This window comes from Pontibacter populi, assembly GCF_040278685.1.
In the GTDB taxonomy this organism is placed as follows: domain Bacteria; phylum Bacteroidota; class Bacteroidia; order Cytophagales; family Hymenobacteraceae; genus Pontibacter; species Pontibacter populi.
In genome coordinates, this window is the sequence record NZ_JBEOKT010000009.1 from 93840 (window position 1) to 115045 (window position 21206).

At 44.9% G+C, this 21206-nt stretch carries 22 protein-coding genes; 12 read left to right on the plus strand and 10 right to left on the minus strand.

Features of this window, described 5'->3' with window-relative positions:
* The first annotated feature begins 5 nt into the window (after positions 1-5).
* Positions 6-1586 carry a hypothetical protein gene (locus ABS362_RS11700; RefSeq protein ID WP_350412662.1) on the plus strand — a complete coding sequence of 527 codons (1581 nt, stop codon included), beginning with the start codon at positions 6-8 and terminating at the stop codon, positions 1584-1586.
* Positions 1587-1840: 254 nt separating this feature from the next.
* On the opposite strand, the gene ABS362_RS11705 is transcribed toward ABS362_RS11700, so the two are convergent.
* Positions 1841-2905 carry a DNA topoisomerase IB gene (locus ABS362_RS11705; protein WP_350412663.1) on the minus strand — a complete coding sequence of 355 codons (1065 nt, stop codon included), beginning with the start codon at positions 2903-2905 and terminating at the stop codon, positions 1841-1843.
* 127 nt (positions 2906-3032) lie between these two features.
* Here ABS362_RS11705 and ABS362_RS11710 point away from each other — a divergent pair, with 127 nt between their 5' ends.
* The 5 genes from ABS362_RS11710 to ABS362_RS11730 all read left to right on the plus strand — a co-directional run bounded on the left by ABS362_RS11710 (position 3033) and on the right by ABS362_RS11730 (position 9635).
* Entirely contained in the window at positions 3033-3437 is a 405-nt protein-coding gene (locus ABS362_RS11710) for a hypothetical protein (protein ID WP_350412664.1), read from the plus strand.
* 83 nt (positions 3438-3520) lie between these two features.
* Entirely contained in the window at positions 3521-6370 is a 2850-nt protein-coding gene (locus tag ABS362_RS11715) for a M16 family metallopeptidase (protein ID WP_350412665.1), read from the plus strand.
* A 183-nt stretch (positions 6371-6553) separates the two neighbouring features.
* Complete coding sequence (locus tag ABS362_RS11720; protein ID WP_350412666.1) at positions 6554-7378, plus strand: M48 family metalloprotease; 825 nt, start codon at positions 6554-6556, stop codon at positions 7376-7378.
* Between the two features lie 47 nt (positions 7379-7425).
* Positions 7426-8568 (plus strand): App1 family protein phosphatidate phosphatase, encoded by a 1143-nt coding sequence (locus tag ABS362_RS11725; RefSeq protein ID WP_350412667.1) that lies wholly within the window; start codon positions 7426-7428, stop codon positions 8566-8568.
* Positions 8569-8705: 137 nt separating this feature from the next.
* The gene (locus ABS362_RS11730; RefSeq protein ID WP_350412668.1) at positions 8706-9635 is read left to right on the plus strand and encodes a toxin-antitoxin system YwqK family antitoxin; all 930 of its coding nucleotides are present in this window, start codon (positions 8706-8708) and stop codon (positions 9633-9635) included.
* A 48-nt stretch (positions 9636-9683) separates the two neighbouring features.
* On the opposite strand, the gene ABS362_RS11735 is transcribed toward ABS362_RS11730, so the two are convergent.
* Together ABS362_RS11735 and mtgA are read right to left on the minus strand one after the other, a co-directional pair.
* Complete coding sequence (locus ABS362_RS11735; protein WP_350412669.1) at positions 9684-10169, minus strand: YybH family protein; 486 nt, start codon at positions 10167-10169, stop codon at positions 9684-9686.
* Positions 10153-10890, minus strand: coding sequence for a monofunctional biosynthetic peptidoglycan transglycosylase (gene mtgA, locus ABS362_RS11740; RefSeq protein WP_350412670.1), 738 nt, complete (start codon positions 10888-10890; stop codon positions 10153-10155). Before mtgA ends, ABS362_RS11735 begins: the two co-directional genes overlap by 17 nt.
* A gap of 155 nt (positions 10891-11045) precedes the next feature.
* On the opposite strand from mtgA, the gene ABS362_RS11745 reads away from it, so the two are divergent.
* Complete coding sequence (locus ABS362_RS11745) at positions 11046-11681, plus strand: LON peptidase substrate-binding domain-containing protein (protein ID WP_350412671.1); 636 nt, start codon at positions 11046-11048, stop codon at positions 11679-11681.
* Positions 11682-11822: 141 nt separating this feature from the next.
* The gene (locus ABS362_RS11750; protein ID WP_350412672.1) at positions 11823-13046 is read left to right on the plus strand and encodes a metallophosphoesterase; all 1224 of its coding nucleotides are present in this window, start codon (positions 11823-11825) and stop codon (positions 13044-13046) included.
* Positions 13047-13050: 4 nt separating this feature from the next.
* Here ABS362_RS11750 and ABS362_RS11755 read toward each other — a convergent pair whose 3' ends face one another.
* The 3 genes from ABS362_RS11755 to ABS362_RS11765 all read right to left on the minus strand — a co-directional run bounded on the left by ABS362_RS11755 (position 13051) and on the right by ABS362_RS11765 (position 15242).
* On the minus strand, positions 13051-13956 hold the full coding sequence (locus ABS362_RS11755; RefSeq protein WP_350412673.1) for a diacylglycerol/lipid kinase family protein: 906 nt from the start codon (positions 13954-13956) through the stop codon (positions 13051-13053).
* A 131-nt stretch (positions 13957-14087) separates the two neighbouring features.
* On the minus strand, positions 14088-14375 hold the full coding sequence (locus ABS362_RS11760) for a hypothetical protein (RefSeq protein WP_350412674.1): 288 nt from the start codon (positions 14373-14375) through the stop codon (positions 14088-14090).
* Between the two features lie 54 nt (positions 14376-14429).
* On the minus strand, positions 14430-15242 hold the full coding sequence (locus ABS362_RS11765; RefSeq protein WP_350412675.1) for a M48 family metalloprotease: 813 nt from the start codon (positions 15240-15242) through the stop codon (positions 14430-14432).
* A gap of 244 nt (positions 15243-15486) precedes the next feature.
* Here ABS362_RS11765 and ABS362_RS11770 point away from each other — a divergent pair, with 244 nt between their 5' ends.
* Complete coding sequence (locus ABS362_RS11770; protein WP_162426227.1) at positions 15487-15684, plus strand: hypothetical protein; 198 nt, start codon at positions 15487-15489, stop codon at positions 15682-15684.
* Positions 15685-15771: 87 nt separating this feature from the next.
* Here ABS362_RS11770 and ABS362_RS11775 read toward each other — a convergent pair whose 3' ends face one another.
* Positions 15772-16581, minus strand: a complete 810-nt coding sequence (locus ABS362_RS11775) for a murein L,D-transpeptidase catalytic domain family protein (protein ID WP_350412676.1) — start codon at positions 16579-16581, stop codon at positions 15772-15774.
* Positions 16582-16831: 250 nt separating this feature from the next.
* Here ABS362_RS11775 and ABS362_RS11780 point away from each other — a divergent pair, with 250 nt between their 5' ends.
* The gene (locus tag ABS362_RS11780; RefSeq protein WP_350412677.1) at positions 16832-17233 is read left to right on the plus strand and encodes a hypothetical protein; all 402 of its coding nucleotides are present in this window, start codon (positions 16832-16834) and stop codon (positions 17231-17233) included.
* Between the two features lie 33 nt (positions 17234-17266).
* Here the strand turns inward: ABS362_RS11780 and ABS362_RS11785 are convergent, their stop codons facing one another.
* Positions 17267-17659, minus strand: coding sequence for a hypothetical protein (locus ABS362_RS11785; protein ID WP_350412678.1), 393 nt, complete (start codon positions 17657-17659; stop codon positions 17267-17269).
* A gap of 311 nt (positions 17660-17970) precedes the next feature.
* Between ABS362_RS11785 and ABS362_RS11790 the strand changes: the two genes are divergently transcribed.
* A complete protein-coding gene (locus ABS362_RS11790) occupies positions 17971-18201 on the plus strand; it encodes a hypothetical protein (protein WP_350412679.1) in 231 nt (76 codons plus the stop codon).
* Between the two features lie 81 nt (positions 18202-18282).
* Here the strand turns inward: ABS362_RS11790 and ABS362_RS11795 are convergent, their stop codons facing one another.
* Both ABS362_RS11795 and ABS362_RS11800 read right to left on the minus strand, forming a co-directional pair.
* The gene (locus ABS362_RS11795) at positions 18283-18741 is read right to left on the minus strand and encodes a DUF4199 domain-containing protein (RefSeq protein WP_350412680.1); all 459 of its coding nucleotides are present in this window, start codon (positions 18739-18741) and stop codon (positions 18283-18285) included.
* A 36-nt stretch (positions 18742-18777) separates the two neighbouring features.
* Positions 18778-19245 carry a DUF4199 domain-containing protein gene (locus tag ABS362_RS11800; RefSeq protein ID WP_350412681.1) on the minus strand — a complete coding sequence of 156 codons (468 nt, stop codon included), beginning with the start codon at positions 19243-19245 and terminating at the stop codon, positions 18778-18780.
* 330 nt (positions 19246-19575) lie between these two features.
* On the opposite strand from ABS362_RS11800, the gene ABS362_RS11805 reads away from it, so the two are divergent.
* Complete coding sequence (locus tag ABS362_RS11805) at positions 19576-21201, plus strand: ABC-F family ATP-binding cassette domain-containing protein (protein WP_350412682.1); 1626 nt, start codon at positions 19576-19578, stop codon at positions 21199-21201.
* The last annotated feature ends 5 nt before the right edge of the window (positions 21202-21206 follow it).

The following is a 21206-nucleotide window of genomic DNA, read 5'->3' on the forward strand; positions in this document are numbered from 1 at the left end:
CAGGCATGCTCCCCCTGAAAAAGCATCTGGCAACTATAATTTCACTTGGTTTTTTACTGAGCGGATGTGCCGATGATGACTTTTTCCAGGGGGATGCACGCATTGCAAAAGACGCCCCTGCCGACAGCGTTTGGGTTACAGCCGGACGGCATTATAAAAGTGGCTGGCTACATCGTTTGTTTTGGGGAGATCATTACCGCGAAGTGTGGGCTGAACCTGTAAAAGTCCCTGTCTTTGATATGACACAGCTGCATGGCGGGCTTACCTTTTCAGAGAAAGGTGGCGGCTACCAAAGCCTTAGTTTTGAGCTGTTAGATTCGTTGGGGAGGCAATATGCGCTGCGCTCTATAGACAAAGACCCTGTAGAGGTACTTTATGATTTCTGGAAACCGACATTTGTTACCAACATCCTCCGCGACCAGACATCGGCAGCTAATCCTTATGGTGCCTTGATAATTCCAAAACTGGCCGAAGCGGCAGGTGTTTACCACGCCAACCCAAAGCTCTACTATGTTGCTAAAAAAGATACCAGTTTCGGGCCGTACAGCAACATGGCACAGGGTAAGCTCTTTATGCTGGAAGAGAAATACAAATCTGCTGCAGATCGGAAACCGGGCATGGAAAAAGTGTATGGTTTTGAGGGTTCTGAAGATGTGCTGAAGCTACGCTTTAATACCAACACCCATCATTTTGTACAGGAATCTTTTGCCCGCGCACGGCTACTTGACCTGTTGGTTGGCGACTGGGACCGCCACAAAGGCCAATGGGACTGGGCTATAGTCAAGCAAGGATCAGAAACCTATTTTGAGCCGATTCCGAAAGACCGCGATCAGGTTTTCCTGAAAATGGATGATGGCGTTGTGCCGTTTATTGCAACCAGTAAATTTTTAGCCCGAAAGCTGCAAACGTTTAACTATAACTTCACGGATGTAAAAGCACTTACAATAAATGCCGAGTTTATTGATAAAAGGTTTCTGAACGAGCTTACCGCTGATGACTGGCAGCGCATCGCCAAACAAATGCAACAGAGCCTGACTGATAATATAATTGAATCCGCTGTAAAAGACCTGCCCCCTCCTGCATACAAACTCATCGGCAAAGAACTGACTGAAAAACTAAAGAACAGGAGAAACCTGCTGCCTGAAGCTGCCCGGAAAATGTATGAGATACTGGCAAAAGAAGTAACTATAGTTGGCTCCGATATGGAAGAAGAATTTATAGTGAATCGGCTGGATGATGAACGCACCGAAGTAACTATAAAACGGCTACAAACAACAATAGCTCCGGCCCGCCAACTATACCACCGCATATTTTATAGTTCCGAAACAAACCTGCTTACACTACACGGACTTGCCGAAGACGACACCTTTATAGTGAAAGGAAATGTGAACGATGCCATTCCAGTAAAGATCTACGGTGGCCTTGGTGAAGATGAGATCACTGACAGTTCTGTTGTAAAAGGCAGGAAAAAAATGACCGAGATCTATGATACCAAACGCGGTAACGAAATAAATTTCGGAACCGAAGCCAAAGACCGCACCACCCGAGATGTACGGGTACATGCGTATGACCGGGAAGGAAACTGATGCCGCGGAGCGGCAGTTAGAAAGTTAGAAAATTTGGAAGCTGAAGTAATTGCCCTCGTCCCGAACACTTTCGGGATGTGAGTTACCCGTGGCGTCTCGCCACGTTGTACCATTTAGCCCAACTATAAACTATTAACTATAAACTCCTTCTTTAACCATAGTCTTACCTAATGCGGCTAGAGGCCGCCTGATAACTTTCACTCGCGGGTCGAGAGTGCAGGCTGAAGCGATTCAAATCTACAACTCATAAAACCCTAACCCGCTTTTTGCAGCATTTTCAGGACCATTTCTTCTGTGCCGGAAAGGTATTTATTTTTGGATTTTGTAGCGTCGTGGGTACGCAGGTAGTTCATTAGTTTATCTTCCCGGAACAGGTTAACTACTTCTGGGTGGATATAGTATTTGCTGCACACACTCGGAGTATTTCCCAGGCCTTTGGCAACGTCTTTCACGGCTGCTTTTATTACCTTTTCCTTTTCCAGTTCAGGGTTTTCTTCCAGCACATTTTCCAGGCATTTTACCATGCGCACAGAGCCTCCCCAGGTGCGAATGTCTTTGGCTGTAAATGGTTGGGCTGTGGCTTCCCGCAGGTACTCGTTCACGTCGCCAGACTCCAGTACTTGCCGTTCGCCGTTCTCATCATAATACTGGAACAGGTCGTACCCCGGAATATCCTTGCATTTCTTCACAAGCTGCGCCAGCCGGCGGTCCTTCAGGTCAATATCGTGCTCCACTCCTTTCTTGCCCCGGAACGTGAATTTCACCTGGCTCCCGTTTATCTTCACATGTCGGTCGCGCATGGTAGTTAGTCCATACGAGTCGTTGGATTTGGCATATTGCCGGTTCCCGATCCGGATCATGGCATTGTCCATAATAGACAGTACCAAAGCAGTTACTTTTCTGCGATTCAGGTGCTTAGATGCTATATCTTTCTGTATCTGTTCGCGCAGTTTAGGCAAAGCTTTTCCGAACGACAGCATCCTGCCAAATTTGGTATTATTGCGGGCTTGTTGCCACTCCGGGTGGTAAAGGTATTGTTTACGACCTTTGGCATCACGGCCGGTCGCCTGCAAATGTCCTTTTGCCAGCGGGCATATCCAGACATCGGTCCAGGCCGGTGGAATAACGAGTTTGTTAATACGCTCCAGTATCTTTTCGTCAGTTATGCGCTCGCCTTTGGCATTAAAGAAATGGTAACCTTTGCCAGCTTTTTTGCGAGTTATACCTGGTTTTTCATCGCTTGTATAGCGTAGCCCTGCCTTTTCAGCCGATCTGGCCGGGTCGCCGTGCAGCTCGTGTATCTCGTTCTTCTTTGCCATCTATCGTTATTTACCTGCACATCATACTATAGTTATACCTAAAAGTTATAGCAGTAAACTATAGTTTATGCTATACTTTGCGCTACACCTGTTAATTTGCAGGCGCTAACTATAAAATTTACAACCCATGCATAAAAATATATCTTACCTATACGCATTTTATGGTGCTTTCCTGATCGGGTGTGGCGCGGTAGCTGTAGACATTGCCGGCGAACAAGCCAATACTGCGCTCATAACAGGAGGTATAGGCGGATTTATAGCCCTGACTGCCGGCCACTTTTTAAAGCGCGGAAAAAGGTGGGCATTTATAGTTGGCGCCGGTGAAGCTGGTTTGCTAACGTTACTGCTGGGCTGGCGCGCAGGTACTTATTTTATCCGGTTGCTGACGATGGTGCAGGAAAGCGGCAACGCAACCACCACCGAAACAGCCGGCATGGCCTTTCTGCTGACCACTGCCATGCTTATTATCTCTCTGTTAACACTTACTGTTTCCGTGATGTTTGCCAAACAGGTATTGGTCGATACAAAATAGTGTTTGGTCTATTTTGCTGTAGCATATTAAACCAGTTGTGCCTATCTTAGTCAAAGATACCAATCACAAACTAATCTAATCATATGCTACAGAAAATTGGCTTGAGCATTGTACTAACTGCCAGCGTTATAGGCGCTGCCGATGCACAAACTAAACTCGTAGAGAAAGTAACCAAAAAAGGCGATGAGCTGGTTATCCCTTACGAGAAGTATAAACTATCCAACGGTCTTACCCTGATCGTGCACGAAGACCACTCCGACCCGGTAGTGCACGTGGATGTAACGTACCATGTTGGCTCGGCCCGCGAAGAAGTTGGCAAGTCTGGTTTCGCTCACTTTTTTGAGCATATGATGTTCCAGGGCTCTGATAACGTAGCCGACGAAGAACACTTCAAGATCGTTTCGGATGCAGGTGGAACACTGAACGGTACAACAAACCGAGACAGAACAAACTACTTCGAGACAGTACCAAGCAACCAGTTAGAAACTGCACTTTGGCTGGAAGCTGACCGCATGGGCTTTTTATTGGATGCCGTTACCCAGAAGAAATTTGAAGTACAGCGCGAAACCGTTAAGAACGAGCGTGGCCAGAACTACGATAACCGCCCGTATGGTCTGGTATACGAAAAAACATCTCAGAACCTTTACCCGTTCGGTCATCCTTACTCCTGGACAACCATAGGTTATCTGGAAGACCTGAACCGTGTAAACGTAAATGACCTGAAGAACTTCTTCCTTAGATGGTATGGCCCGAACAACGCAACTATAACAGTTGGTGGCGATGTAAAGCCTGCCGAAGTGGTGAAGCTGGTTGAGAAATACTTTGGTTCTATTCCTGCCGGCCCTGCTGTGGAAGATATGAAACCAATGGTAGCCCAGTTGGAGAAAGACCGTTACATCTCGTACGAAGATAACGTTCGTTTCCCGATGCTGCGTATGACGTTCCCGACAACGGAATCTGGTCACAAAGACGAGCCTGCTCTGGATGTGTTAGCTGAGATCTTAGGACAGGGCAAAAACTCAATCTTCTACAAGAATATGGTAAAAGAGCAGAAAGCACTACAGGCATCTGCTTCTAACTCCACTTCTGAGCTTGCTGGTGAGTTTGGCATTACTGTAATGGCATTCCCAAACAACAACCTGGCAACTGCCGAAGAAATGGTCCGCAAGTCTATCGCTGAGTTTGAGACCCGCGGTGTGACTGAAGATGACCTGCAGCGTTACAAAGCATCTGCAGAATCAAGCCTGATCAACCGCCTGGCAAGTGTTAGCGGCAAAGTATCGCAGCTGGCATCTTTCGAAACGTTTGAGAATAACCCGAACTATATTCAGGAAGCCCTTCGCCGCATACAGGCCGTTACCAAAGACGATGTGAACCGCGTTTATAACCAGTATATCAAAGGTAAGCCAGCCGTAATTCTAAGCGTAGTTCCAAAGGGTAAATCAGAGCTTATCGCAAAAGCGGACAACTATAAGGTTGATACCCAGAAATCGGTAGCCATGCCGCAGGAGTACGGTAACCTGAAGTATACTAAAGCAGTTGACTCTTTCGACAGAAGCAAGCGCCCTACTGCGGGTCAGGCAACTGCCGTAACAGTACCAAACTACTACACGACCAAGTTCAAGAACGGCCTGGAAGTTATCGGTACTAAATCTGATGAGATCCCGACGGTAACCTTACAGTTAACTATAGCTGGTGGCCACAGATTATCTGCTGCTAACCCTGGCAAAGCTGGTATCGCGTCGCTTACAGCATCTATGCTGAACGAAGATACAGAGAACTACACTTCAGAAGAATTCAGCAGCGAGCTGGACAAACTGGGTAGCTCTATCCGCATTGGTGGTGGTGCTGAAGATACCTATATCTTGGTTACAGCTCTTAAAAAGAACCTGGATAAAACGCTTGCTTTGATGGAAGAACGTATGTTCCGTCCAAAGTTTGCGCAAGACGACTTTGACCGTTTGAAGAAGCAGCAACTGGAAGGTATTGCCAACCAGGCAACACAGCCTACAGCTATTGCAAATAATGTTTATAGCAAGCTGCTTTTTGGCGAAGGGCATATCGAATCTATCCCAACTTCGGGTACTACTGAATCGGTGAACAGCATTACACTGGATGATGTGAAGCAATTCTACAAAGCTTACTACTCACCGTCTGTATCTGAACTGGTTATAGTTGGTGATATCTCAGAAAAAGAGATACTGGGTAAACTGGACTTCCTGAAGAAGTGGGACAAGAAAAAGGTAACATTACCTGCTGATGACAAAGCGCCTGCAATCGCTAAAACTAAGATCTACTTTGTAGATAAGCCAGATGCAGCTCAGTCTGAGATCAGGATCGGTTATGTAGCTATGCCATTTGATGCAACTGGTGATTACTATAAAACCAGCCTGATGAACTTTGCATTGGGTGGAGCCTTTAACAGCCGCATTAACCTGAACCTGCGCGAAGACAAAGGCTATACATATGGTGCTCGCTCAGGCTTCGGTGGCAGCAAGTATACAGGTCCGTTCACGGCATCTGCCGGTGTACGAGCCGATGCTACAGCCGCTTCGGTTGTTGAGTTCATGAAAGAGATCAACGAATTCAAAACCAACGGTATCACCGAAACTGAACTGCAGTTCATGAAAAACTCTATCGGCCAGTCCGATGCGCGTAAGTATGAGACGCCTGGTCAGAAAGCCGGCTTCCTGGGTAGAATCCTGAGATTTGATCTGAAGAAGGACTATGTAGCCAAGCAGACGCAGATACTGAACAACATCACGAAGAAAGATATTGATGCACTGGCAGCTAAATACCTGCCTTCAGATAAGATGCACATCGTGGTGGTTGGCGACAAAAAGACTGTTATGCCAGAGTTACAGAAACTGAACTACGAAATAGTAGAGCTTGATACAAATGGAAACCCGGTAGGGACATCATCCGTAAAATAAGCCATACTACACACTGGAAAGCCCCTGATAACCTCAGGGGCTTTTTTTTACACTATAGTTTATCTCCTACTCTACACAAATTTTGCAACCCGTTACACCAGCATATGCGTAAAGGGGCTAGTCTGCATTTTAAGGCACAGACTTTGTAGTGCGATTGCACTATATATACCAAACTTATTACACATGAAGCTTAAAAAATCTTTACTCACCCTTGGCCTGGCAGTTGCCAGTGCTTTTACATTTTATAGTTGCGGCGACGATGGTGTCGTGCTTTTCTCGATTGAAGATGATGTGAATCTTGGTAACCAGGTAGCAAACCAGGTAGACTCTACATACCGTGCACAAGGCAAACTACTGGAAAGAAATGCCGCTAACCAGCAGGCTTATATGCATATGGACCGCATCGTGAACCGTGTCCTGAATTCAGGCGAAGTGCAGTACCGCCAGGAATTTACCTGGGATGTGAAGATCATAAAAGACGATGAGCAGCTGAACGCTTTTGCTACGCCGGGCGGACATATTTACGTATTTACAGGCCTGATAAAATACCTGAACGACGAAGACCATTTTGCTGGTGTTATTGCCCACGAAATTGCCCATGCCGACCGTCGCCACAGCGTAAAACAGCTGCAGCGCCAGTACGGCATTAACCTGCTGCTTTCGATAGCGCTCGGTAACAACCCAAGTGCTTTAAAGGAAATAGCGGGCCAGCTTTCCGGTACATTAGCAGGTCTGAAGTTTAGCCGCGATGCAGAGACCGAGGCAGATAATTACTCTGTAGAATACCTGGGCGGCACAGACTACTATGCCTGCGACGGAGCTGCTGGTTTCTTTATTAAAATGAATGAAGAAGCAGCCCAGGGCACGCCTCCTGAATTCCTGAGCACACACCCTAACCCTGAAAACCGTATAGAGAACATACAGCAAAAGGCTAAAGACGATGGTTGCAGCACAGCTACTGCTCCTGACAATGACTATACAGCATTAAAGAATGCATTGAGACTATAACACTGAAAGCCTGCAGCCACCTGCAGGCTTTTTTTAACCTTTAAACTATGAAAAACCTGAAGCAGACAGGCGCCAAGGCCATACTTAAAGCAGAAGAAAAAGTGGATATGCTTACGTTTAAACTGAAGCGTAAACTGAACATGATGCAACCACTACAAATAGTACCTTACCGCAGCTATGGCACCCCTACCAGGCTGTATGTGAAAGGTCGCGTGTTGAAAGACAAAGGAATCAGGCACTCAGAAGAGAATGATACGCTATGGGAAAACCTGATGAACATGTATCGTCGTTTTGAGTCGGATGAGGTGCCTAATGCCCGTGTGCAGCTTTGTTTTAATAACCAGTACCACGAAATAACCTCCGATGCGGAAGGCTACTTCGTACTGAACCTGGCCCCAGAAAAGCCACTCGAATTACAGGACATCTGGCATACAATAGAACTTAAACTGATAGATGCTCCGGTTGATCTCCCTGAAGAGATCAAAGCGACCGCCCATGTGCTGGTGCCTCCGCCCGATGCCGAGTATGGCGTGATATCAGATATAGACGATACCATTATGCGTACCGGTGCTACAAGCCTGCTCGAGAGTGGACGCAACGTGTTGCTGAATAATGCGCACACACGCATTCCGTTTCATGGAGTGTCGCAATTTTACAAATCGTTGCAACTAGGGCGAAATGGCAAACGCAACAACCCGTTCTTTTATGTTAGCAGCAGCCCCTGGAACAACTATGATCTGCTGTATCATTTCCTGGAGCTGAACGAGATACCACAGGGCCCGCTCCTGCTCCGCGACTTTGGCATAGATGAGACCAAACTAGGCCACTCCGACCACATGAGCCATAAGTACAAAGAGATCGAAAATATACTCATTACTTATCCAGAACTCGATTTTATACTGATAGGCGATAGCGGACAACAGGATGCAGCCATTTACAGCGAAGTGGTAAAAAATCACCCGGGCCGCATCATGGTTATTTATATTCGGGATGTAGCCATTGAAAAGCACACCAAAAAAGTGGTAGGCATTGCCGATGAACTTAAAAAAGGCGGCGGAGACGTTGAGATGCTGCTGGTAAAGGAAACTACCGAAGCTGCAGAACATGCTGCCAGCAAAGGCTTCATTTTTGTTGAGGAAGTAAAAGAAGTTGAGGAAGAAGCAAAAGTAGATGAAGCTGGAGACAAGTAGATGACCTTAAACTATAGTTCAGGAGCCGGTAAACTATGAAGCTATAGTTTGCCGGCTTTTCTTTATATAACTGTTTAACTAAATTTAAACTTCAATCATTAACAGCTGCTACCACCTTCAATAAATTTTACTTAAAAATGCGCTTTCTACAAACATCTCTGATTCTTTCTTTACTTTTTACAAATATAGTCACATCTGACGCTCAGGAGCTTACAAGAAAGAGTACAAAAGACTACAATATATTCGAGAAGTACTTTGTCTTAAAAGCTGATAAAGAAACAAAGCATGGGCAATATCTTTCGTATTATAGTGATTACTTTTTTGAAGATTATATAATCGAGTTTGGAGACTATGATAATAATTTGAAGACAGGTAATTGGTTTTCTTTTTACCATAGAGATCCAAGCAATTTTTTAAAAGCAGCTGGTAGTTTTGTAAAAGGTAAAAAGGAAGGAGCCTGGAGCTACTATTATATGGATGATTCTGTAACGCTATACACTTCTTTCGGAACACAGAAAACTACCAGGATCATAAGACCCAAAAAGGCATCAGAAAGATATCAGTTCGAAGTATCACCGGAGAAATATAAGATGTCATCAGCTGGGAATTACAGTAATGATGCTAAATCCGGTATTTGGGAATATTATTCAGTTTCAGGCAAGCTCATACATGTTTATGACCATACTGCAAACAAGCTTATAGAAAATAACCACAAACAACCCGATTCGACTTTAATATATCTGGGTGGTTTAGATCGCTTTTTTAATTACTATCGTGCTGCGCAACATGATATGAATTTACAAAAGCCAATTGCCATAACAAAACCAACACAAGCTGTTTATGAAATTGGAAACGATGGAAATTACATATTAACCGAAAGTTTTGGAGATAAAAGCTTTCTAAATCATGTAGATAAAATAATGAATTCTATTCCACAGGAATGGATATTTCAGGATGGTACAGTCAAAGAGAAGATACAAATAATTTATACAGCTACTTATCCTAAAGTGGAAAAAAAGGCTCCTTTCTCTATTAATCTAAAATTCGTCCCGGTTATACAGGAATAATTTAGCTAAACTATTTTTATGAATTTAAGGGGGACAATGGACTAATACTTAACTCGAATGATCTGCCACAATTTTCCAGCCATCAGCAAAGCGCTGAAATATCACCGAAAAATGGCCTTCTAAATTACCTTTAGCGGCCTCGCGCTGCAGGTGCCACTTCCCTACTACCAGTATATTATCTGCAGCGAGTGGTCTTACTTCTTTCAGATCAAATGTAAGCTTACCCATTGCCGATACATCGGGGTAGCCACGCTTATAGTTGTCGAGGGTTTGCTGCCAGCCATAGGTCAGGCCGCTCTTGCCAATAAACAACAACGAATCCGATTTCCAGTATCCCTGCATGTAGCCTTCCAGGTTTCCGTTGCTCCAGTGCTCAGCCTGTTCGGCTAATACTTGTTTAACCTCTGCAATGGCCTGGTCCTGAACTATAGTTTGCTGTTGGTTTGTAGCCACAGGGTTGGCTGTTTGGCAAGCTGCAACTATAAACTGCAGGCCAACTATAGTTAGTACAAAAAAGCTATTTCGTTTCTTCATATTCGGGCAGTATGGTTTTAATGTAAGTGGTGCCACCTAAACGGCCCATAGCACGGGAAATGCGGCCACGCTTGCGCAACACAAAGCCGCTTGGGTTTTTAGCACTGTATTTAATAGGATTTGGAAGCACGGCAGCCAGCAATGCAGCTTGTTTGCGGCCAACATCTTTGGCAGGTTTGTTAAAGTATAGTTGGCTGGCGGCTTCTACTCCAAATACCCCATCGCCCATTTCTGCAATATTAAGGTATACTTCCATTATCCGCTCCTTACCCCAGATCAGTTCTATCAAAACAGTAAAGTAGGCCTCCACGGCTTTACGCAGATAACTGCGCCCGTGCCATAAAAACACATTTTTGGCTACCTGCTGGCTTATGGTGCTACCGCCTCTTATGTTTCCACCTTTCTGATTTCGCTTAAAGGCATCCATAATGGCTTCCATGTCGAACCCATTGTGCTGCAGGAACAACTGGTCTTCGGAGGCAACTACGGCAAGCGGCAACTGGTCCGACATTTCACCCAGCGACACGAAGGTATGTTTTATAGTTGGGTCGTTCTTGTCAGCTTTTCCGGCTTCGGCGCGTCGCTTTACCATATGCAGCGTAGCGGGCGGATCTACCCATTTGTATACTAACACCCAGGCAATACTCAGCAGAAAAAGGCTTAGCACCAACTTTATAAACAACAACTTTAGCTGGCGCAGGCCAATACGCTTCTTACTCATACAAGTACTTCCGGTTAAGGGCGCAAAGGTATAGTTTTCGGCACATTTTTTCAGCTAAATTTTGCACTGCACCTAACTGATTTATAGTTGCTGTACGTATGTTTTAAACAATACTGCCCAATCACTGATTTCTATAATACAAACGGTACAGAACTATGTCAGAATACCTGCCCTTATTTCCGCTGAACATCGTGGTTTATCCCGGCGAAAAACTGAACCTGCACGTTTTCGAGCCCCGGTATAAGCAACTGGTGCTAGACTGTATCATGAGTGGTAAAAACTTCGGAATACCGACCTACATTCAGAATGGCGTGGGGCAATACGGCACTGAGGTAGAAATACTGGGCGTAGAAAAGAAATACGATAACGGGGAAATGGACATCAGAAGCAAAGGCATCAGGGTGTTTAAAGTGCTGAAATTTGACAGAACGGCACCGGGCAGGCTGTATGCCGGAGGCGAAATAGAAGAAGTTGTTTACGAGAATGATGAAGACATTATTACCAAGACCCGGATACGGGAATGCATGCAGCAACTATACGCGGCCCTTGGTCTTAAAAGCTTGTCTGTAGATCTGAGAGAAGATTTTACAAGTTTTGATATTGCACACCAACTGGGGCTTAACCTGGAGCAGGAATATGCCCTGCTGCAAATGCAACGCGAAAGCGACCGCCAGGAGGCCATACTACTGCACCTGCAAAATATACTGCCTATAGTTATAGAAACCGAACGCCTGAAAGAACGCGTAAAGCTCAACGGCCATTTCAAATCCCTCACCCCACCAGAGTTTTAATAATTAATAATGAGGAATAAGTAATGAACAATTAGTAATCAAGAATGGATAATGAGGAATAAAAAGTCACTTTCTAACTTTCTAACTTCCAAACTTTCTAACTCTTAAACTCTCTAACTCCCAAACTCCTAAACTTTATAAATGCTTCTTTACTTCCTGATCATATTGCCTTCGCTTTTTGCTGTTTTTCTGCTGTTCAGTTACTGGCAGGAATGGAAGTACCGCCGCAAACCTTACTATAAACTGGCAGATGTGGGCTGGCGACAAACCCCGCTCCCACCTGCTTCCGGAAAGCTGTTTTCGCTGGCCATGCTCGGCGATGTGGGCGCAGTTGCAACTGATGGCACGGATCCGGTTCTGAAGATATTTGAACAATGGCAGCAGGCTAATTCCGATGCTGGTATGTCTGTTTTTCTGGGAGATAATATTTACCCGGTTGGTCTGCCTCCTGAAGGTCATAGGCACCGTGCCCTGGCCGAATCGCGTCTGCAAACTATATTAAAGCAACTTCAGCAATACAAAACCGATACTATTTTCCTCAGCGGAAACCACGACTGGAACAAGGGCCGGCCAGATGGCTACCAGTATATGCTGCGCCAGGAAGCATACATTACAGAAGCACTGGGAAGTAAAGACACCTACCTGCCGCACAATGGCTGCCCCGGGCCGGTGGCTTTGCAGCTGGCTGATAGTTTATTACTGGTAATTATAAATACGCAGTGGTGGGTGCAGCGCGGCGAGAAACCATTGGGCAGCAACTATAACTGCCCTTATTCCGACATAGAAGAATTTTACATAGAGTTGAATAGCCTGCTCCGCCGAAACAGGCACCAGCGAATTATAGTTGCGGCGCATCACCCGTTGTACAGCAATGCCCTGCATGGCGGCAAGTTTACCATAAAACAGCACCTTTTCCCGCTAACTGCCGCCCATAAACGCTTCCTGATACCGCTGCCTATCCTTGGTTCGCTTTACCCGTTCTACCGTAAGTTCTGGGGCGCTTCAGAGGATATGTCGCATAAACGGTACAAGCGAATGCGAAAAAGGCTGCTGCAGATCTTCCACAGGTACCAGAACATTATTTACGTGGCAGGCCACGACCATAACCTGCAGCATTTCGAAAAGCGCGGAAACCATTACCTGGTAAGTGGTTCTGGTAGCAAAACATCGTTCGTAAAAAAAGGTGGCAGCGCCACCTTTACCCTGGAGCAACCGGGCTTTGTAGTTTTAAACTATTACCAGAGCGGGGAAATATGGCTGGAGGTACATGTTACGCCTTTAGCAAATACTGACACTACCCCTGACTTGGTAATATTCCGGAAAAAGCTGGAAAGTATAGTGGTACCGCAACAGCAGCCGGTTTAAACCTTTACTCAGCTTCAGGAACTGGCAAAACTACTTTCAGACTTTTAGGTTTTATAGTTATCCTTACTTCGTTACCGAGTTCTACAGGCTCGCCGTCTATGTGCATTACTTCATGCTCCGTGTTATGGATCACGGCGCTGCGGCAACTGAGTTTGCGGGTATAAACAGAATCGTCTATGCTATCGGTGTATAGTTTGTATAGTATGCCCAGGGCTGCTGTTTTCGGGAAACGTTCTATCAGGCAGATCTCGAACCGGCCGTCGTTTAAGATACCTGTGGGGTTTATATTGGCGTTGCTGCCAAAGGCATTTGCATTGGCTATAGTTACCATAAAAGCCTCCCCTTCAAAGCGTTCGTTGTCTGTATCTATAGTATAGAATTTGGGCTCATAGCTCAGAAACTCCTGCATCGCGATCCAGGCATAGGCTCCCGGGCCGCGCGTTTCGCCATCGCTGAAACGCTTAACCACCAGTGCATTAAAACCAAGGTCTGCTAAATGAATGGAAGGATGACCGTTTATGTCCAGCGTGTCGATGTTGCGTATGACGTGACGGTGTATCAGCTGCAGCGCTTCTTCCGTGTCCTGGGGTATGTTCAGGTCTTTTGAGAGGCCATTGCCCGACCCAAGCGGAATAATACCGAGTGGTGTTTTAGTGCCTATCAGCAAAGCGCCAACCTGGCTTACGGTCCCATCTCCACCTACTGCAAAAACAAGATCAGGTTTGTTCTCTTTTATAAGCGATTTGATCACTTCCACATCTTCATCGCCAGTGGTCTTGTAAAATATATGGTTGATCTGGTGTTCTTCGCATACAGCTATTATCTCTTCCTCCAACTCTTCTTTATCTATATCGCCTGCGATCGGATTGATCACAAATAAAATATTCTGGTGTGCTCTGTTATCCTGCATAGAGGTAGTTAAGTATTTGTTGCAATACCAATGATACGGTTTAAAGCTGATTTGGTAGGACACAAAAAAAACTAACCTGCAAATAGGTTAGCTTTTTCTGCGAGCCGAATCAGGGCTCTTGTTGGCAGATCTTACTTACCAGACTTAGATCCTGAAGAACCAGATGATGAACCTGATTTAGAGGATGAGCCTGAAGCTGAACCTGATGCGCCACCAGAGCTTTTAGAAGTGGTAGACTTGTTCGCACTTGTCTTAGCTGAGGTTGACGAAGAAGATCCTGACTTAGAAGATCCCTTTGGATTGTCGTTTTTAGTAGCCATTGTTAATGTAGCTTTCAGTTTAAGTTTGTTTTGTTTAGCAGGTGTTCCCATGGTTATTACCATGTAGCGCGGGTTAAAATGCAGTAAACTGCAATACATATATACCACAGGTTTTATGTAAGGTTGTACATCCTGTTACTTTTCTTACGCATTTTATGGTGTAAGGCCTGCCGGCAAGCGCTCCGGAAACTCTTCCTGTATTGCCTGCTCTATTTCAGCTATCCGGTTGCCGGGGTTCGGGTGGGTCTGGGCGAACTCCGGTCCGCTGGCGCTCCCACCGCTTGCCTCTTCCAGTATGCGCATTACTTCCAACATCGCTCTTGGGTCATAACCGGACTCTCCCGTTAATCTTACAGCCAACCTGTCGGACTCCAGCTCATCTTCACGGCCATAGCTCATGTTCAGCAACTTCCCGATCATGGCAGCTGCAATGGCTCCTGTCTGTGAGGCCGGGTTGTTTGGGTCGTAAGTAGCGATGGCGGCGGCACCGGTAAGTCCCTGGGTTAGTTTGGCCTTTGCCAGCTGCTCCGCTGAGTGCCTGGCAACCACATGGCCGATCTCGTGGCCCAGTACGCCGGCCACCTGCCCTTCGGTGCTTAAGCGGCGCAGCAGGCCGGCCGTTATAAATATCTGGCCACCGGGCAAAGCAAAAGCGTTAACTGTCTGCTCATCGGCAAGCAAATGGAAATCGAATTTGTAAGGCGAATTACCTGCGTCAGTTTGCTGCACGATCTGCTGGCCAATTTCCTTGATACGGTTCGCTGCTTCCTTGTCAGGGTGCAGGCCACCATACTGCGATGCCATTTCGGGGGCAGCCTGCAGGCCTAGCGCTATTTCCTGCTCCACGGTCATATCCACATGTTGCTCTTCGCCTGTAAATTCGTTTTGCTCGGTGTTACACCAATACGTTACCAGCGATACCGCCGCGATAAGTATGGCTATTATAAATTTTATTAATCCTCTCATATCCGGTATGCCTTTTAAAATCCTGACTATAAACCATATTATAATTTGTAATATGACTATGGGGTATATACGCCGATATGTAAAGAGAATGCTATAGTTTAAGAGAGGAATTATCTTAAAAAGTGCGTCTATAGTTACTCACTTTCATTTTCATATAAAACTGCTATACTTAATTATAGAGTTACCGTATTATCTTTTACAAAAGCAGCTATAGAGGCCGCTTACATACTAAACAAAGAATAATATGAATATGAAAAGGACGTTTGGTGCCTTGTTAACTATATTGGGCATCATAGGCATCATTTGGGGAGCATATGCTTTCCTGATGGGTGGTGATGGTGTGGCAGTTGGTAAATTTTCAGCTGCTGTTCCGTTCGTTATCGGCTTGATCTTCTTCTTTTCGGGGATCAGCCTGGTTAAGACCACCAAAGACCAGACCTAAGCATAACTACTAAAAACAAAAATGCCCCTGCTTTATCGGCAGGGGCATTTTTGTTTTTACAATATGTGGCCGCAGCCAACTATAGATTTATATGTTCTTAGCAAACACAGACAGGTCAGTAGCAAAGCTTTCTACTGCAAGGGCCTCATCCAGGTAATTCGATCTGTAAGAGGCATCATTGCTGTGCACATACATTACAGTCTCATTCTTGATCGTTTGGATTACTTCTTTTGATATCTCTGTTGGTAGCGCCGGACAGCCCAAGCTTCGGCCCAGCCGGCCATACTGCTTTACAAAATCGGAAGTAGCATAATCAGCTCCATGTACCACTATAGCACGCTCACGGGCATTGGTGTTAAAGCCTTCGTCCATTCCATCCAACTTCAGCGACAGGCCGTGCTTGCCATAGTAGGTCTGGTCGGTTACATAAAAGCCGAGGCTGCTCATGTAAGAATTTGGCTTGTTAGAGAATTTTTCAGCTTTATCGTTGCCGGTATTACGGCCATGTGCCACTAAGGTGTTAAATAATACCTTTTTAGATTCCAGGTCAATCACCCACATGCGCTTTGCACGACTCGGCTTTGTAAAATCAACTATAGTCAGGATATCCTGTGCCGGCGAAATAGCTTCGCGCCGCTTTAAGTTAAGGAAACCGACAAATGCTTTTTTGAATACAGGGAAAGAAAGGCCTTTGCTCTCAAGTTTTGCCTCCTTGTAAACCTGCTCCAGGTGCTGCGAAAAAGCCATTTCTTTTTCTTCGAATGACATACCACCTGCTATAGTTGTGGTGGTGGTGGCTGCTGTTACCGGAATGATAGTTTCACCCACTGGGTTCGCTTCCGGTGAACTGAAAGATACAAGGCTTAATGCTAGTAAGAGGATAGCTGGTCTCAACATAGGTTTATAAGGTTCTTTAGTAGGGGATTCGTTTTGTAACAGGTAAAACCGTAAAAATTGTTCCATACGGGCAAAAAGAGCCTGGTAAATTTCTAAGTTTACATCCAGATCTGTTTATAGTTCAACGTGCACGGTGGCAGTTAAAGTATATCAGGTTGTACTTATTTTATAGTTTAGCCCGATTTCTTTTCGTTGAGTTAATTTAAGGCTTTTAAATGTATATTGAAGTTATATATTTTATTTTTGTGGCATGAAGAAGCTCAACTCCCTCCTGTATCTGACTATATGTGTACTGTCCCTTGGCTGCGGCTCCCCGGAAAGCATGAAAGATTTTGACAGCGCTGCCTGGAAAGCCGATAAAAATGCCTGCAAAGGCGACCGTGCCAGGCTAGCTCCTGAGTTCGAAAAGATCCGCAACGAGATGGTGGAGAAAAAAGAATATGTAGTGCGTAACGTATTAGGCAAACCTGATAAAGAGAACCTATTGGAGCGAAGCCAGCGCATTTATTATTACTATATCGAAGCAGGCGACCAGTGCCAGGATGCCAGCAAACTATCTGATGCAAACCGCCTGGAAGTAAGAATCAATTCCTTAGGCAAAGTATCGGAAGTAAACTATAGCCACCCCGAAAAATTAAAAAAGCCCGAGTAAGACCCGGGCTTTTTTAATTTTTCTCTTATCTGTTTAATAATTTTCCAGTTCGCTCAGATGTTGTGCATGTTGCCTGCCTTCCAGCTCCAGAAACTTGCGGAACTGCTCTGATGAAAGCACCCTGGTAAGTGCCTTATCGTTTTGCAAGTGTACCTTCTGTATCAGTTTATCGGTTGCGCCCGCTGTTGCTGTTTTTTCTGTTTCCAGTAATTGCTGGTAGCGCTGCTCGTTCAGTTGCTTCACTTCTTCGCGCTGCGGCGCTGTCAGTTGCAGTTCGCGTTCCATTTCTAAGGTCAGCAAGGCCGGGCCGGTAACTTGTACCTCCAGTACTTTTTTATCCAGACCTTCGTCGCCTTTAGTAATGCGCTGTGCAAAACCTGCCGTTGTAAGTAGGCCCAGGGCCAAAGTAAGTATATATATCTTCATAAAGTTTCTGATTTTGGATGCCTGTAAACTACAGGATGTGTTACTAGCTACTTCAACGCAAAATCCGGGATCAGGTTTTCTTGTTTTAGTATATTTTTAATAGTTAGCCTCACTTATTTTTTTCTTTGCAAGCAAATCAAAATATAATTATTTCAAACTACACCAACACTGTATAAAGAATCTGATATATAAAACGTGTTAATGGTAACATAGCCTGCTCAAAATGGTATATAGGCATATACTATACAGTTTAGTATTTTATCAAGCAGTAACTATAACCCGCACCAGGCAGGTGATATGATCCGTAATGTATGAAAACGCAACACTATAACCCCAGCACACTGGAAGTAGACTTTGCAAAAGCTTTTCATGAACTCAGCCCCCAGTTAGAAAATAAGATAGACCGGGCCCAGGTAATTGATATCAAAGCAGAGCATAACATAGACAACCCACAACTTACTTTCCGACTTAAGGATAAGGAAGGCGACATGCATGAAATAGTAGTACAAATCATTCAGCGACCAGACCATATAGTAAAGTGAATGAATCAGGACGTTTACAAAAAGTAAAGACCTCAGAATTTAGTTTCTGAGGTCTTATTTTTTTAAAGCTTTTATGGTTTTTCAGGGACTGTTGGGCACTGTGTGGTCCGGGCGCTTAAAGAACTGCATGGCAATGAACCCGATCATTGCCCCCGATATCACGCCTTCAAGCATCAGTACCATAAATATCACCAGGCCGGGCGTGCTGGATATGCGCTCCCCTACTAACCTGTTGTGCGTCAGCACATCAAGCAGCGAGTTATCAAATGTCTTAATGTAGATCAGCATAAAAGCCGAAAAGATGATGGTTGCCACCAGCGAGGTGATAAAGGCCAACCCTAACCCGCTTAAATAACCAAAATGCTCTTTCTTAACTTTTTTGAATCCGCGTAGTGCCATCACGATGCCAATGGTCAGGATAACGGCATTCAGGAATCTTAACTCAACTATATTCGAAAGCCCTATCATCTTCATGATAAAGAAATAGCCTATCAGGCCGGCGGCCGTGAGCAAGCCATACTTCAGGCCAATCTTTTCCATAGTTCAGGTTCTTAATAAGGGTTTTAGGTAAATGATTTAAACGCGCTCCGGCATAGAATGGTCTGCTCTTTTAAACCACTGCATTGCAATAAAGGCTATAAAAAAGCCAGGTATTGTGCCGTATATGATAGTCAGGATAAATAACCATACCAACGAAATACTTTCCGGGAACAGCGAACTGGCCTGCAGGTTCTCGATATAAGTAGCCCGGTAAACCGAAATATATAGCACCAGGAAAACTGCCAGCAGCACCGACGATACTACACCCACTGTGGCACCTATACCAAGCCCGTTAAAATACTCTACTGTATTGTTTATTTTTTTATACTTCGAGATGGCAACGATAATACCAATAACAAGGAATATACCACTTAAAAAGGAAAGCTCAATTACATCCTGTAGTCCCAGTACTCCCATCAGCAGGAAGTAAACGATGTGCGCAACTCCTACCAGAATGCCATACTTAATTGCTATTTTCTGATAAGATACTTTTTCAATTGCCATAGTACGTAGATTAATTTATATACAATACTTCTCTTATAATGAACAGTTTAACAGTAAAAATGGTTATTAAATAACGCCCTGAGGCGGTTTTAGCAATACCTGTGTACTGCTAACTGAATATTATTTAAACAATATACTATAGAAGTAAGGGCGGCGTTGTGATTTGATGCAAAAATTTTGCGGCTCCCAACTGAACTGATTGTTTTAAAATCAGTTACCATTTGATGAATAAGTACTTTTCGTAAAAGCCGCAACGTACAGTTCAGCAATCCCGACATTTATTTCGTAGTTTTGCAACAAGAATCAATTTTAATTCTCTAACAGAAACGCATGATCAGTACTAACAATGTAAGCTTGGGATATGGCAAGCGCACATTATTTGAAGATGTAACTATAAAATTTATACCTGGAAACTGCTATGGTTTAATCGGAGCCAATGGTGCGGGCAAGTCTACTTTCCTGAAGATCCTTTCAGGGGAGATCGAACCTAACACCGGTTCGGTGGAGATACCAGCCAAAGCACGTCTTGCCGTTTTAAAGCAGAACCACTTTGCTTACGATGAGTACCCTGTATTGCAGACTGTAATTATGGGCCATAAGCGCCTGTTCGATATAATGCAGGAAAAAGACGCTATTTATGCCAAAGCTGACTTTACAGATGCAGACGGCGAGCGCGCAGCCGAACTGGAAGGCGAATTTGCCGACATGGAAGGCTGGAACGCAGAATACGAAGCTGCCGAATTACTGAGCGGACTTGGTATCAGTGAGAACCTGCATTACTCATTAATGAAAGACCTGAGCGGTAGTGAGAAAGTACGCGTGCTATTGGCACAGGCTCTTTTCGGTAACCCGGATATCCTGTTGCTGGATGAGCCTACCAACAACCTGGACGCTGAATCGATCATGTGGCTGGAGAATTTTCTGGGCAACTTCCCGAACACGGTTATAGTTGTATCGCACGATCGTCACTTCCTGGATGCGGTTTGTACGCACGTAGCCGACATCGACTTTGGTAAGATCAAAATGTACGCCGGTAACTATGGTTTCTGGTACGAGTCGAGCCAGCTGGCCCTTAAGCAGCGCTCCGATGCCAATAAGAAAACAGAAGACAAGCGTAAAGAACTCGAAGAATTCATTCGCCGTTTCAGCGCCAACGCTTCCAAATCAAAACAGGCTACCTCGCGTGCCAAGTTGCTGGAGAAACTTACTGTGGATGATATTCAGCCATCGTCGCGTAAGTATCCATACATTGCCTTTAAGCCAGAGCGCGAAGCAGGCAACCAGTTACTGAACGTAGAGAACCTGAGCAAGTCTGTAGAAGGCCAGCCTATTTTTACCGATGTAAGCTTTATGGTTGATAAAGGAGACAAAATTGCGATACTTGGTCGTAATGACGTTGCCGCAACCATGTTCTTTAAGATACTGGCCGGTGAAGAGCAAGCCGATTCTGGTGACTTTAAGTGGGGTACAACTATAAATGCCGCATTCTTTCCGAAAGATAACGCTGAGTATTTCAATACTGACCTTAACCTGGTAGACTGGCTTCGTCAATACTCTGTGGAGAAAGACGAAAGCTTTATCCGTGGTTTCCTGGGCCGTATGCTGTTCTCAGGCGAAGAGTCGCTTAAGAAAGCCAACGTATTATCGGGTGGTGAGAAAGTGCGCTGCATGTTCTCTAAAATGATGCTGCAATCTGGTAACTTCCTCGTAATGGATGACCCTACCAACCACCTGGACCTGGAATCGATCACGGCGCTGAACAACTCACTGAAAGATTTTGACGGTACGGTTCTGTTCGCTTCTCACGACTTACAGTTCGTAGATACTATAGCTAACCGCATCATCGAACTTACACCGAATGGCATGATTGATAAGCGCATGACCTACGAAGAATACCTGCAGGATGACAACATCCGTGAGTTACGTAAAAAAATGTATCAAACAGCAACGGTTTAACATGA